The organism is Shewanella sp. 433 (assembly GCF_059338565.1).
On the sequence record NZ_CM181703.1, the window covers coordinates 3,304,846 to 3,319,499 of the forward strand.

12 protein-coding genes and 1 pseudogene are annotated in these 14,654 nt (G+C 46.8%); 8 read left to right on the forward strand and 5 right to left on the reverse strand.

What is annotated here, in order from left to right; genetic code table 11:
• Nucleotides 1-161: 161 nt before the first annotated feature.
• The 5 genes and pseudogenes from AC5YB1_RS14680 to pyrI all read left to right on the forward strand — a co-directional run bounded on the left by AC5YB1_RS14680 (nucleotide 162) and on the right by pyrI (nucleotide 5,225).
• Nucleotides 162-1,264, forward strand: a protein-coding gene (locus AC5YB1_RS14680) for an IS3 family transposase (protein WP_494519615.1) whose coding sequence is annotated in 2 segments (ribosomal slippage) — nucleotides 162-426 and nucleotides 426-1,264 — 1,104 coding nt in all. Because the reading frame shifts where the segments join, the coding sequence is not laid out codon by codon here.
• A gap of 21 nt (nucleotides 1,265-1,285) precedes the next feature.
• A pseudogene (locus tag AC5YB1_RS14685) lies at nucleotides 1,286-1,501 on the forward strand (AEC family transporter); the annotation flags it as partial.
• Between the two features lie 117 nt (nucleotides 1,502-1,618).
• Entirely contained in the window at nucleotides 1,619-3,280 is a 1,662-nt protein-coding gene (gene recN, locus AC5YB1_RS14690) for a DNA repair protein RecN (RefSeq protein ID WP_494519780.1), read from the forward strand.
• Between the two features lie 537 nt (nucleotides 3,281-3,817).
• On the forward strand, nucleotides 3,818-4,747 hold the full coding sequence (pyrB, locus tag AC5YB1_RS14695; RefSeq protein ID WP_494519781.1) for an aspartate carbamoyltransferase: 930 nt from the start codon (nucleotides 3,818-3,820) through the stop codon (nucleotides 4,745-4,747).
• A gap of 16 nt (nucleotides 4,748-4,763) precedes the next feature.
• Nucleotides 4,764-5,225: an aspartate carbamoyltransferase regulatory subunit gene (gene pyrI / locus AC5YB1_RS14700; RefSeq protein WP_475516164.1), complete on the forward strand. Its 462-nt coding sequence runs from the start codon at nucleotides 4,764-4,766 to the stop codon at nucleotides 5,223-5,225.
• Between the two features lie 104 nt (nucleotides 5,226-5,329).
• Here the strand turns inward: pyrI and AC5YB1_RS14705 are convergent, their stop codons facing one another.
• On the reverse strand, nucleotides 5,330-6,565 hold the full coding sequence (locus AC5YB1_RS14705) for an MFS transporter (protein WP_494519782.1): 1,236 nt from the start codon (nucleotides 6,563-6,565) through the stop codon (nucleotides 5,330-5,332).
• Nucleotides 6,565-7,050 (reverse strand): nucleoside deaminase, encoded by a 486-nt coding sequence (locus AC5YB1_RS14710; protein WP_494519783.1) that lies wholly within the window; start codon nucleotides 7,048-7,050, stop codon nucleotides 6,565-6,567. The genes AC5YB1_RS14705 and AC5YB1_RS14710 overlap by 1 nt, the downstream gene beginning before the upstream one ends.
• A 217-nt stretch (nucleotides 7,051-7,267) precedes the next feature.
• Between AC5YB1_RS14710 and AC5YB1_RS14715 the strand changes: the two genes are divergently transcribed.
• From AC5YB1_RS14715 to AC5YB1_RS14725, 3 genes are all read left to right on the forward strand, one after another.
• On the forward strand, nucleotides 7,268-8,194 hold the full coding sequence (locus AC5YB1_RS14715; RefSeq protein WP_494519784.1) for a LysR family transcriptional regulator: 927 nt from the start codon (nucleotides 7,268-7,270) through the stop codon (nucleotides 8,192-8,194).
• Between the two features lie 140 nt (nucleotides 8,195-8,334).
• Entirely contained in the window at nucleotides 8,335-9,192 is an 858-nt protein-coding gene (locus AC5YB1_RS14720; RefSeq protein ID WP_494519785.1) for a LysR family transcriptional regulator, read from the forward strand.
• Between the two features lie 9 nt (nucleotides 9,193-9,201).
• Complete coding sequence (locus AC5YB1_RS14725; RefSeq protein ID WP_494519786.1) at nucleotides 9,202-10,170, forward strand: oxamate carbamoyltransferase subunit AllH family protein; 969 nt, start codon at nucleotides 9,202-9,204, stop codon at nucleotides 10,168-10,170.
• A 196-nt stretch (nucleotides 10,171-10,366) separates the two neighbouring features.
• Here the strand turns inward: AC5YB1_RS14725 and AC5YB1_RS14730 are convergent, their stop codons facing one another.
• From AC5YB1_RS14730 to fdrA, 3 genes are all read right to left on the reverse strand, one after another.
• Nucleotides 10,367-11,302, reverse strand: coding sequence for a carbamate kinase (locus AC5YB1_RS14730; RefSeq protein ID WP_494519787.1), 936 nt, complete (start codon nucleotides 11,300-11,302; stop codon nucleotides 10,367-10,369).
• A gap of 176 nt (nucleotides 11,303-11,478) precedes the next feature.
• Entirely contained in the window at nucleotides 11,479-12,900 is a 1,422-nt protein-coding gene (locus AC5YB1_RS14735) for a YlbE family protein (RefSeq protein WP_494519788.1), read from the reverse strand.
• Nucleotides 12,901-12,902: 2 nt separating this feature from the next.
• Nucleotides 12,903-14,456 carry an acyl-CoA synthetase FdrA gene (gene fdrA / locus AC5YB1_RS14740; RefSeq protein WP_494519789.1) on the reverse strand — a complete coding sequence of 518 codons (1,554 nt, stop codon included), beginning with the start codon at nucleotides 14,454-14,456 and terminating at the stop codon, nucleotides 12,903-12,905.
• Nucleotides 14,457-14,654 lie beyond the last annotated feature (198 nt).

Genomic DNA, 14,654 nt, shown 5'->3' on the forward strand with positions numbered 1-14,654 from the left:
TCGCATTAGACCTTAGCTCAATAGCGGGCACCGACGTAAACATGCTAGGGTCGGCTTATCTTTGGGGTATATTTGGGTTTAATCATTATTGTAACCCTCCCTTAAAATCAGAATGTTTTAAATAGAGTTTTCCATTTACACTAAACCAAATGGAGAATCACATGAAAAAGACACGTTTTACTGAAAGCCAAATTATCAACATCCTCAAAGAAGGCGAGTCTGGTGCACAGACTGTGCCTGAGTTATGTCGCAAACATAATGTAGGTCAAAGTACCTATTACAAATGGAAATCTAAGTACGGTGGGATGCAAGCCTCTGACTTAACCCGTATGCGGGAATTAGAAGCCGAGAACGCCAAACTTAAAAAGATGTTTGCTGATGTCAGCTTACAAAATATGGCACTCAAAGATATTGTTGAAAAAAAGCTATAAGGCCAGCAGAACGAAAGGTATTAGCCCACTATGCCATTAATGAATTTGGCCTAGGTGTTGTGCTGGCTTGTGATGCGTTAAACATCAGTCGTTGCACATATTATTATCAACTTAAACGTATAGATGATAATGATATTATTGAGGCAGTATCAGACATTGCTGAAAAACATAAGGCCTATGGGTTTCGGAAGATATTTAAGCGGCTACGGCTCCTAGGCCATAAATGGAACCATAAACGTGTGTACCGTATTTATTGTGGTTTGAAGCTTAACTTACGGCGTAAAGGTAAAAAGCGCTTACCTTCTCGAGAGCCTGAGCCACTGGCCGTTCCAGCAAAGGCTAATGAATGCTGGTCTATGGATTTTATGAGTGATAACTTATTTTCAGGCAAGTCTTTCAGAACATTTAATGTCATTGATGATTATCATCGTGAAGCGTTAGCCATCGAAGTGGACTCGAGCTTACCTGCACAGAGGGTTATACGCGTGCTGGATAGAATCGCAGCCTACCGTGGTTACCCAAAGCGATTAAGGCAAGATAATGGGCCAGAATTTATCTCACATGCACTTGAGATATGGGCTGAAGAACATGGCATCAAGTTAGATTTTATTAAGCCAGGAAAACCAACGCAAAATGCGTATATTGAGCGATTCAACCGCACTTATCGAAATGAAGTATTAGACTGTTACTTGTTCAATAGCTTGACTGAAGTAAGGGAAATCACAGATAGTTGGATTGAAGAATATAATTATGATCGGCCACATGAATCACTGAATGATTTACCGCCTAAATTATATGAGCGATTAATTGAGGAAAACTCTCTCAAAATATGATCGATATAAGGGAGGGTTACATTACAACCTCTGCTTGCCTACCTACTGTGTAAAGCCTTTGGCGTTAACGGCCCACTGCTTAAGATGGCGGTACTCCTCGCGGCGCTGCCCACCGCAGCTAGCGTCTACCTGTTGGCGCACCGCTTTCAAACTAATGCCACCGTCAGCGCGCAAAATATCAGCCTAGGGATAGTACTGAGCTTTGCGGTACTGCCACTACTTGACCATTTGCTGTAGCGCTGCCATAACCTTAAATTCAACAAAATTCGCGAACAAAAAGCACACAGGTATTTACTGTATAAAAAATCAGTATATACTGTGCATTAATACAGTACTTTGTGAAAGGATGTCATTATGCTTTGCCAGCTCAGCATCAATAACTTTGCCATTGTTCGTTTTTTAGAGCTCGACTTCAAAGCCGGTATGACCAGTATCACAGGTGAAACCGGTGCCGGAAAATCTATCGCTATCGACGCCCTAGGCCTGTGTCTGGGTAATCGCGCCGAAGCCAGTACCGTTAGACCCGGCGCAGATAAAGCCGAGGTCAGCGCCCGCTTTTCTCTGCTCGATATTCCCTTGGCAAAGCGCTGGCTCGAAGATAACGACCTTGATCTTGATGATGAATGCATACTCAGGCGCACCATCAACAGTGACGGCCGCTCACGCGCCTACATTAATGGCAATCCAGTACCGCTTAGTCAACTTCGCGCACTTGGACAATTACTGATCGGCATCCACGGACAACACGCCCATCACGCCATGTTAAAGAGCGAGCATCAACTGACACTGCTCGACAGCTATGCTAACCACCGCATGCTGCTCGACAGCGTCAGTGCGAGCTATCAACGCTACAAACTGATTGAAAAAGAGCTTAAACAGCTACAACAGTCGCAACATGAGCGCATCGCCCGTAAGCAACTGCTGCAATACCAAGTTGAGGAGCTTAATGACTTTGATTTAGGCGAGCACGAATTTGACGAGATAGAAGCCGAGCATAAAAAACTCGCTAACGGCACCGCCTTAGTGCAAGCCTGCCAACACACCCTCTTCCTATTGCAAGACAACGAGCAAGGTGCGGTAGAATCGGTGCTCAACTTAGCCATAGATCAAGCTCAAGAGCTTGAGGGCTATGACACCGCCCTTAACAGCATTGGCAATATGCTCAATGACGCCTTAATCCAAGTGCAAGAGAGCAGCAGCGAGCTGCAACGCTACCTCGATGGATTAGAGCTCGACCCAGATCACTTTGCTTACCTTGAACAGCGCCTCTCTAAAATCATGCAGTTGGCGCGCAAGCATCACGTAAGTGCCAAAGATCTTTATCAGCACCATCAAGCCTTAAATCAAGAGCTAAGCAGCTTAGACTCAGACGAAGAGAAGCTTGACGAAATCGCTGAGCAGCTGCAAAGCTGCAAGCTAGGCTTCATTGCTCATGCTAAAAAGCTCAGCCAAAGCCGGAGCCGTTATGCCAAAGAACTTGACAAGCAGGTGACCCAATCGATTCATGAACTCAGCATGCCTAAGGGTAAATTTGTTATCGATATCCGCTTTAACGAAGCGATCATGTCGCCCAACGGTTGTGACACCATCGAGTTTCAAGTCACCACTAACCCAGGGCAGCCACTGCAACCTATCTCGAAAGTCGCATCAGGCGGGGAACTGTCACGTATCGGCCTTGGCATTCAGGTGATCACGGCGAAAAAGGTCGCCACACCAACGCTTATTTTCGATGAGGTGGATGTGGGCATCTCGGGGCCAACTGCTGCTGTGGTGGGAAAAATGCTACGCTCACTGGGTGAATCGACTCAAGTGCTATGTGTAACCCACCTGCCCCAAGTCGCCGGAAATGGTCATCAACACATGTTTGTGAATAAGCAAAGTAAAGCCGGACAAACCGAGACCTCTATGGTACCGCTGGATAAAACCCAACGCATCGAGGAGCTCGCCCGCTTACTTGGCGGCGATACCATTACCAGTAACACCCTAGCCAACGCCAAAGAACTACTCAGAGGTTAAAGACTGGCAACACCTAAAGCGAAGGAAATACCTTCGCTTTTTGATATCGGTGTTTCACTATTTAAACTCACTCATCCCATTGTACTTAATGAGCGAATTGCGCTCTCCATAACTCCTAGCAAGAAAAAACAAAACCATATAAGTCACGACTCGGCCGAAGTCTTAAGCAGCATTTAATTGATTCACTGCGACACCAAGCTTTCAAAATAACGAGTTCATACAAACTCTTGCGATCGCAAAAAATGGGCGTATAATCCCTCGGAATTTTTCAAAACAGAGAGCAACAATGAACCAGACAGTTAAGCACAACTTGACTCATTATCGTCGAGAAGCGGCGTTGGTTTTATGTTTCTGTTTTTCGATTTCAAAAAAAAGCCTCCTTGCTTAAGGGGGCTTTTTTTTGTCTGCTTTTTGCGTAGAGCCGGCAAGTTTAAACGACTATCTGCCCGAGGCTATTCGATGCTCATCTCGAATGTCAGTGGCAGAAAAAGTTTAAAACCATTTGTATCCGTTATCTATTTATAGGGAAGAGAAGCCATGGCGAACTCGTTGTTTCAAAAACATATCATCTCCATTCCGGAATTAAACCGAAATGAACTTGAACTCATCGTTGAAACTGCTGGAAGATTAAAAGCAGAGCCAAATCCAGAACTATTAAAAAATAAAGTCGTGGCGTGCTGTTTTTTTGAACCCTCAACACGTACTCGCCTCTCTTTTGAAACCGCAGTACAACGCCTAGGCGGCACTGTGATTGGCTTTGATAACGGTGGCAACACCTCGCTGGCCAAAAAAGGCGAGACACTAGCAGACTCAGTGCAGGTGATCTCATCTTATGTCGATGCATTTGTAATGCGTCACCCACAAGAGGGCGCAGCCCGTCTGGCCTCAGAGTTCTCTAACGGCGTACCGATTGTGAACGGTGGTGACGGTGCCAACCAACACCCAACACAAACTTTATTGGATCTCTTCTCTATTTTTGAAACTCAAGGGCGATTAGATAACTTAAATATCGCCTTCGTTGGCGATCTAAAATATGGTCGCACCGTCCACTCCCTGACCCAAGCACTGTCTAAGTTTAATAACATTAACTTCTTCTTTGTGGCTCCCGAAATTTTAGCCATGCCAGATTACATTTGTGAAGAGTTAGACCAAGCAGGGATCAGTTACAGCCTGCATGCCACTATGGAAGAGGTGATCCCTGAGCTTGATGTACTGTACATGACCCGAGTTCAAAAAGAGCGTTTCGATGAATCAGAGTACGCGCACATGAAAGCCGCTTATATTCTAAATTCAGCCATGCTAGCGGACGCACGCGACAACCTAAAGGTATTGCATCCATTGCCACGTGTTGACGAAATCACTGTCGATGTCGATAAAACCAAGCACGCTTATTACTTCCAGCAAGCGCAAAACGGGGTTTACGCCCGTGAAGCACTGCTGGCATTAGTACTGAACGAACAACTTTAAGCAGGAGATAATCACCATGACCAAGGAAACGCAACAAGTTGAAGCCATAAAGAATGGCTCTGTTATCGACCATATTCCTGCCAATGTGGGGATTAAAGTGCTTAAGCTGTTTCAGATGCATAAAACCAATCAACGTGTCACGATTGGTCTTAATCTGCCTTCCTCTGCTTTGGGCGCTAAAGATCTGATTAAAATTGAAAATGTTTTTATCAGCCCAGATCAGGCGAATCAATTAGCCCTGTATGCCCCTAACGCTACGGTTAATCAGATTGAAAATTATGAAGTGGTAAAAAAACTGACCCTGTCGTTACCAGAGCGGATCAACGCCATTTTTAAGTGCCCAAATACCAACTGTATCACCCATAATGAGCCGGTAGACAGCAGCTTTAGTGTCAGCGCTAAAAAGCAAGATGTACAACTCAAATGTAAATACTGCGAGAAGGTGTTCTCACGTGAAATAGTGACCGAGCGTCACTAAGCCGCCACTTTTTCAGCCACTCACAACTAACAAGCCTGTTCAACATTGAGCAGGCTTTCCCCTTGTACTGGTAATCAGTCATGTGCGCACTAATAAAACTCTTCTCAATCAATAGCGCACATCACCTGGGCATAACGTTTCGGATTAAAGTTGATGCAAATGACCATGGTAATTAACACCATCACCAGATGCATCATCCAGCCATAGCCAAAATCACCACTCCACTGCAATAACTGCGCAAACATCAGCGGAAAGGCGGCGGCAATCAAAAAGCCGCCACCTTGCATTAATGCGGCGAGCGCCCCAGCACTGTTAACCGCCGGTAGATGATCAAGCGCTGTGACTATGGTTAATGAAAAGGCCCCGCCCAGTCCCGCGCCGCACAAGATTGACCATAACTGCGGCGCGCTATCGGCATGAAAAGCAAACCCCCAAAAACCAATGGCCTGCATCACTAACACCCACAGCAACCAAGGGCGCCTGTCGGTGTAACTTCTGGCCAAGGCTGGTAAGCCAATGGCGAACAAGGCTTGAGTCACCGCCATCACCACAATTAAATGGCTGCTACTGGCATTATCCCAGCCACGCTGCTGATAAAAGGCCGCCAGCCAAGTGACTAATGAAGCATACCCGCCGTTGACTATGCCAAAGGCGGCCATTAGAGTCCACGTTCGCGGGCGAGCCAGTAACCCCTTTAGCGGTCGAGATGATAAGCTTAGCTGCGATAGTTCAGGTAAAGCGTTGCATTGGGTAGGAGGCATCTGCCGACGCTGGCTAAGCACCCTCCAAGCCACGACCAAGGCCGCAAAACAGGGCAATGCCAACAAGGCCAATGCATGTTGCCAACCATAGCCCCATTGCAACAACATCGGCATTAGCTGTGCGCCCAACGCGCCGCCAATCATCAATGACGCCGAATAAAGCCCGGTGACCACCGCCGAGTGCTGGGCAAAAAACTGTTTAATCATGCCCGGTAAAATAGATTGTATAAATGCCACGCCCACACCACACAGCAGCGCGGTGATAATAAGCGTGCTGCCATCGCTGACGAAATAGCGCAGCGCTGAGCCTAGCGTCATCAATGCCAATGCCAGTAACAAGCCGACATGGCTGCCAATAAGTGCAGGCCGAGCCGCCACCACAAAGGCCCCAATCCCCATCAACATCATAGGCAGCAAGGTTAGCATCGACGCTTGGGGATAACTGAGGCCGGTGTCATTAACGATACTGCCCAGCAGCGGCCCAGGTGCCACTAAAAATGGCCGCAGATTGAGACCGATTAAGACAATTAATAACAGCAAGGATAATGACTGAGCGCGCACGCTTAATTGACGGCCCATTAGTCAACCTGCTGTTTAGACGCGTTATGCTCTGCCCACTTAGCATAGAGCGCGCCGTCATTGGCATCACTTGGCGAGCACTGCTCGACCGACAACCAGCTTTGCAGCTCAAGCGGCGGCGCAAGCTCCATGGCGATATGCGCCGTCGATAACCCATAAGGCTGTGCTTGTTGATTCGAATAAGCAAACACCAAATGGTTAATTCCTGCCATGCGCATAGCAGCCAAGCACATAGGGCAAGGCTGGCCACTGGCATACACGCTGCAGCCTTCAAGGCTGGTGGCATTTAAAGCTTTACCTGCGGCCCTTAGGGCCAGCAACTCGGCGTGAGCGGTTGGGTCGCACTCTTGAAGAATACGATTGACCCCAGTGGCTACCACCTCACCTTGTTTCACTACGATGGCAGCAAAAGGACGGCCACCGGCGGCCACATTTTGCTCAGCAAGGGCTAACGCTTGCTTAATAAAGGGATCTGATGTGCGCATTTTTTCACCTTTAGCAGCTGCAATTGCTGCAATTGCTGCATGACTTGCTTTAACTTGACACTATAAAGGTGAGCATGACGGGTAAAAAATGATTTTTTTAAATAGAAACCATTCATAACGTAAATACTATTTCCCTTACTAAGTTAAAGGTCTTACTATTTATCGGCTGAATGTCAGCCCCCTCGAAAGACAGGATTAATGCTATGGATGATGTGTCATGATGTTTGAACCTCGTCTACTGCGCGCTTTTGTGGTGCTTGCCGATACTGGCAGCTTTACCTTAGCGGCAGCACATTTACACCTAACACAATCGACAATAAGCCAACAGATAAACCGCCTCGAAGCCGCCGTCGGCAAGGCATTATTTGATCGGACTCAACGCCCTATTCAGTTAACCAACTCAGGTGAGAAACTCCTCGGCTATGCGCGCAAAATTTTAGCGCTGCAATGTGAGGCCCAAGCATTGGTGGCGAACTCAGCTGGCAGCGCGCTGATTAAAATTGGCATCCCTGATGATATCGCCACCGAGCAGATGATCGGTGTGTTTGCCAATTTTGCTAAACAGCATCAGGAAATTAGGCTCGATGTCACCACAGGTCTCAGCCTCGAATTAACCCACAGATACCGCAACGGTGACTTTGATATCTTAGTAGTCAAAGAAACCCACGCCGCCGATGATCACAGATTGACCATCAGCGAGCCCATGGCCTGGTATCAATCACTCGATACCCAGCCGCACTGGAGTGAGCCGTTACCCTTAATCGCATTTCCTCCCGGCGGGCTCTACCGCGACACCATGTTTGAACGCATCACCCATGAGGGCAAACTCTGGTATGTGGCGTTTTCCAGCAGCAGCTTAAATAACCTGCTTAGCGCCGTCGAAGCGGGCTTAGGTTATAGTCTGCTTCCCGTAAGAGCCACCGCTGGGCGGCGAGTCACCCCTTGCCCGCATTTAGGTAACGAGCAGCCCATGACGCTGTCGCTATACACAAATGATGGTAATGCCATTATTAGCGAACTGGCCGACAACATAGGCCACATACTGGTTAACCGAGAAGCCGTCTTTGAACAACTCGTGACGCAGCAAAAGCAGCACCTTACCCGTAAGTCGCACGCAAATACTAAGGGAGCGGTTAACCCTTAAGTAAACACTAAAGCTCAATATTAAACGCACACATGACAAGGCTTTGCCTGGTTTGTACAAGCAACAGCCAGTACCCATTCAAAATGGCGCAGCTCATTTTACGAAAAAGATAATAACAAGCTAAACGTAGGTGACCCATCATGAAATTTATTCCACCGCAGTTATTTTTAACCTATATCGCCGTATGTGAAACGGGCAGTTTTACCCGCGCAGCAGAAAGAATTCATAACTCTCAGTCGACCATTAGCCAACAGATAAACCGTCTCGAGTCTATGCTCGGCAGCACGCTACTAATGCGCACGCCGCAAAAGGTGACATTAACGGAGCAAGGGGAGTTTGTTCTGCGGTATGCCCATAAAATTATCGACTTGAACACCTCAATGGTCGATAACTTTCATGAGAAATCAGAGCAAAACATCATCAAGATAGGCGTGCCTGACGACCTGTCGGTTGACGTGACTAAGGCCATTGTTCAGTTTCAGCATAACTACAATATCTTGTTTGAATTTACCTCAGGCCTGAGCAACAGCCTGTATCAAGCCTATCAAGCGGGCCAATACGATCTCATTTTGGTCAAGCAGCCCATACTCGGTAATGCCTACGCCTATCGCAGAGAGCCGCTATTATGGCTCGACAGCGCGGCGCATCCCACCTTTAATAGCAAGATGATCCCGCTAGTGCTATTTCCCACGGGAGCCTTGTATCGCGAGCATATACTCAACTCTATGGATCAATTAGGTTACTGCAGCAAAATTAACTACTGCAGCAGTAACTTATCGGCCATTATTACCGCTTCATCTATCGGTTTTGGGATCACCCTGTTGCCCGAAACCTGCAAAACCGCCGAACATAGCGTCATCGATGAGCTGCAAACCTATGCCCCACCCAACGACTTTTATTTAGCCTTATATGTTAATAATACGCATGACATGATTGTGACTAAGATAGCCGATGAGATAATCAATACCTTTAACTTAAAGCACCATAAAACCTATTAATTGAGCTAGATGATGACCCAGATAACCCTTGCTCAACCGATTTATGAGCTGTTAATACACCACGGTTCAATAACCACAAGGGTGCATTCGGTGTTTAACGCCGCCTGCAATCTGCAAAGCCCTTATGGTTTGATATCCCTGCTGACGCAACCCAAAAAGATGAACCCCTGTGCCATCTTATTGCCGCAAGCAATCAATTTTAAATCGCTCAGTGTCGATACTAAGGTGGAGCTAAGCTGCAGCCATAACACCTGCATAGACCCTGCTTTATCAGCGTTGAGGGGCAATATCGATGATCTGTTCTTACATATCAACTTAGGCACAGGCACAAACATTGTCAGTGAACAGATTGAACGCTTTATTCCCAGCTTGCCCGCGACGTTACCCAGAACGCTTGGCCTTCAATCAAACATTCAATCCCATATTGCTGATTTTTTACAGCGCAATCAAAAGCCGTTGGGGATCTATCCCCTACTTTGTCAGCAGCCTCAGCTCAATATCGTCACTCATCTAGTGTATCAACCTAAGATGATGGCTGAGTATATAACCCCGCATCTGCAAGGGTTTATCGCCAATCTAAGTCAGCACAACCCAACGATTGCGCTTAAATCCATTATCGGCTTTGGTGCCGGACTTACCCCTTCGATGGACGATCTACTGGTGGGTTTACTCTCCTGGCTCGACTTTAGCCAACACCCTTACTTTTATCCGCTGGCCCACGCGGTACAAGCTAATGCGGCGCAAACCACGGATGTCAGTCAGGCCATGTTAATGCACGCCACGCTCAAGCAATATAACCAAGAGATAGTCGAGCTGTATGCCTGTTTAAATCAGTCTCATAAGTCAGATGATATGCTCGATAACGCGTTCAACGAGGTTCTCAATGAGGTTATCGCCTATGGCCACTCTTCGGGCCACGATACCCTGTGTGGTATCTACTTGGGCTTAACTCTCTTTGGTGATGTGCCAATAGACTGATTGCACAAGGCTGCTTGCTAAGATGAAGGACTGATGTGCAGTGCTAAAGTGGCCTACTCATAGCATGTAAGGCAAAGCTAATGGGTGACAACTATCCTGACTCCGGCAGGTAAACTTAAAGCACAGCTTTTAAACTGAAAATAAAAAAGCCTCATTATTGAGGCTTTTACGGTTTAGATGAAAAGAGTGCAGAGGATCAATAATACTCGACCGTTTCACCCAAGGTGATGCGCGTACCTGAGCGCCCAGCAATAACTGCGGGTAACTCATCTAAGGCGCCAATGGCGGCGTCGCCCAAGCCCTTCGAGACAAATTTACACACGGCGTCAATTTTAGGTCCCATAGAGCCAGCCGGGAAATGGTATTTATCGAGCTCTTCAGGGGTGATATTTTTAATCGCCTGCTGATTGGCTTTGCCATAATTCAGGTAAACCGCGCCATCGGTTAAAATAATAAACAGATCCGCCTGAATCTGCTCGGCAAGTAACTCGGCCGTTAAGTCTTTATCGATAACACATTCAACGCCAACCAGATTACCATTGTCAGCCTTAAATACTGGAATACCGCCCCCACCACAGGCGATCACTGTGTTACCATTTTCAAGCAGGCTACTGATCTGCTTAGATTCGACAATATCTTGCGGCATAGGCGATGACACGACGCGGCGATAGTAATCACCATCTTTCTTATAAATCGCCGACGGATTGCCAATATTAACTCGCTCGATCTCATCTTCGTTATAGACAGGCCCAACAAATTTAGTCGGATCATTAAAGGCTGGATCGTCAATATCGACGCAAGTTTGGGTCAAAATAGTAGTGATATCTAATTTGTTGTCGCTGTTAAACAACTCCTGCTGCAACATGTAGCCGACCATGCCGCAGGTTTCTGCGCCCAATACATCCATTGGGTAAGCGGTGACCGCACTATTAATTTTTTGATATTCACAATTTTGCTCGATCAGCAGCCCCACTTGTGGACCATTACCATGAACAATCACCACATCATGCTCTCTAGCAATAGCCGCAATCGATGCCGCTGCCTTTTTAATATTATGACGAAGATTGGTCGCGGTGAGCGGTTGACCACGCTCTAGCAGCGCATTACCGCCAAGGGCTAATACAATTCTCATGGGGAACCTCAATATTTATTTCATATACAATGACGAATAAATAATCACATCATTGCGACATGGGTAAGAAGGAAAAAATTAAAAACAGTAACAATAAAAAGGTCGACCCATTTATTTATCTTTAAAACGCATTTAAATAGAGTCGACCTTTATGTTCACACCATCATTAATCGTAATTATGAAATATTATTAGCAAAGGTGATAATCGCTTTTTCAAAGCATTCAACAGGCGGGTTAGTAATACCACAACCTATCATACCAATGCCGGGCTCTTTATGAGCAATCGCAGTATTAATAATAGGTAAAATACCCGTTTCCATCACTTTACGAATATCGATACCCGATGAGATACCTTTAAAGTTTAATAATGGAATGGTGACATTCGGATTTTTAGCGGTAGTGATCTCATCCATCTGGATAGAATAATCGATCGCCTCATTTACCGTGCCGCCTACCAGCGCCACAATCGCAGGGGCGGTCGCCATGGCAAACCCACCAATACCATAGGTTTCGGTGATCGCACTGTCACCTATATCTAAGCCCGAGTCTTCAGGCTTAAAGCCCGCAAACAATGGACCGATAACCTTTTGAGCAGGCCCAGTAAACCAGGTAAAGCCACCCATACCGCTGACACGAATACCAAACTCGACGCCGTTACGTGCCATGGTCGTAACCAAGGTACTATTTTCGACCCCATGACCAGCATCGAGGGCACACTTACACATCGCCATCCATGTTGGGCCAGAGAAGTAATCGCTTGATGCAATAAAATCAAACACTTCACGCTTTTCTTTGATGGTGAAATCGGTTTCTAAAATCAACGGTGTCAATGCCTGTGATAACAAGGCAGTACCAGCGTTATTACGGTTATGACATTCATCCCCCATATGCAGGGCTTGGGCGAGCATTAAGCGCAAGTCGATAGGCTCCGCTTTGTCCATGGCCGCTTTTAACATTGGGCCTAATACGTCGCGCATCCAGATTAAGCGCTCGACCACGCTTTCATCGTTAGCGCCCATACGTAAAATTTTCGCCATCTGCTCACTGAGGTTGGTATAGGCGATATTGCCGTAGGTCATGTTTTTGACCACGTGCATATACATAGACGCCGACGTCACACCGGCCATAGAGCCGACGCAATCGTGCTCGTGACATGGCGAGAAGGTGATCTCACCCGATGCTGCTAATTTAAACGCTTCATCAAGGTTAGCCGCCAAGCCTTCAAACACCAGTGCGCCAGTCACTGCGCCGCGCATTGGGCCATTCATATCATCCCAACATACTGGTGGGCCGGCATGTAAAATGGTGGTCTTGGTCATGCCTGGAACCACATCAATCGCTCTTTCATAACCCATTAACACAGGGTGTGATTTAATAATACGATTAACCGCCTCTTCGTTGGCCGCCTCAATTTTTTCTGCTATCTCTGGCTGCGCCAATTTATCGAGCGCCGCAATCACCTTGGTATTACCACCAGCAATGGGTTGCCAATTGACCTGAGTTACTGGCGCTTGCTGCTTGCTGATATCGTCTTTAAAGAACTCAAGGCCCACATTAATCACGTTTAAGTTTGAAAATAGTTCTGTCATCTTACTCATGGTTATTCTCCCTTGCTCACAAACCCGCTTGCCAATAGCCCGGTGTTTTGACTGCTACTTGAAATGGTGACCCCCGCCGAGGCGAGTTTATCGACTTGCTCACTCAGTTTTGGCGTGTCTAAATCGGTACCTAGCACGTAACCTAAGATCTCTAAGTGCTGACCACGCGCCGCCGCTTTTTGCTTGGCTTCAATAATGGCTGGTAAAGTGACGCCAACAGGATCTTGATGTGAGCCATAGCCGATCACGAAATCGAGAATGATCACCCCTACTTCTGGGTCATCTGCTTCTTTAAGCAGACGTTCGATACGCGATGATGGATCGATCATCGGATGTGGACGCCCATTGGTAAAATCATCGTCACCAAAGTCGATAAAGGTGTGCTGCTGGCTAACATTAATGTCCGCCAAGCGCTGCTCTGGTTTCTTGGCGATATTGCTATACGCCTGACGGTGAGTCTCACGTACCAGCATCATGGTTTCTTCACATAAGGTGCCACCGCAGAATAAGCCACGAATGTACTTTTGCTCAGGTGCTAACTTGGCTTTAATCTCTTCAATTAGCGGTAAGTTTAAGGCACGCTTATTGATGCTGCTCTCATCGACTCCGGCTAACACAACTGCTTGTAACGCGGCTTCTTTAGTGGTTTTAGCAAAGTGAGCACCTGCCGCAACCACTGGCCCTTCTTCTCCACCTAATAGGCAAACTACCACAGGTTTACTGAAGCTCTGCACCAGTTCAAGCACCTTAGCTTCAACGCTTTTCGCCGCAGGTTTAGAAACAATTAAGATCACCTCGGTAGCAGGGTCGGCTTCTAGTGCACGCAATCCATCGAGCATCATGATGCCACCCACTTCGGCGCTTAAGTCACGCCCGCCGGTGCCTAACAGCTGTGAAATGCCGCCGCCAAAGTCATGAATGCGCGCCGCCACTTCTTGGCTACCTGTGCCAGATGCGCCAACGATACCAATATTGCCAGGGCGAACCTTGTTGGCGAAACACAGGCCAACATGATTGATAATGGCGGTGCCGCAATCTGGGCCCATCATTAATAAGCCTTTTTCGTGTGCAAGGGTCTTAAGCTCGACCTCATCGGCCACTGACACGTTGTCGCTAAACATCAATACGTGTAAGTCGTTATTCAGCGCCGCAAGCGCTTCGCGCTTAGCAAACTCACCGGGAACAGAGATCACCGCTAGGTTGGCATCAGGGGCGTGCTTTAACGCACTTTTTAAAGTGACATGTTTTTTCTCACTGGCACCTAAACCCGTCGCCGCTTTGTCATCGCCTTTTAGGAGTACTTCGACTTCGGCAAGCGCCGCTTCGCACACTTCGTCGGTGGCAGCTTTCACCACGATAAATAGATCACCGCTGTTGGCAGATTGAACTTCGGGTAATAATAGACCGACGTTGGCTAATACCCCTTTATTCATATCGGTTGCCATGGCAACAAATGCCTGTTCAACATCGTTAATTTCATTAACTTTGGTCGTTAATGCCATTAATGAAACCGAATCGAAATAGGTATTCTTTTTTACAATTAATTTTACGACCATATTAGCCTCTACTATATTTCAACAAAAAAGGTGTAATAGCCTATGTAATAGTTGATTTGACATCACAACCACTATTACACCTATGGTGAATGTATCTTTATTTAAAAGAGTTAGTAACTACAAAAACTTTATCTAATGGTTGAATTAAACTCAGCCGCTCGCTTAATTAAACATTCCTAAAAAGGACATCTAGTTAAG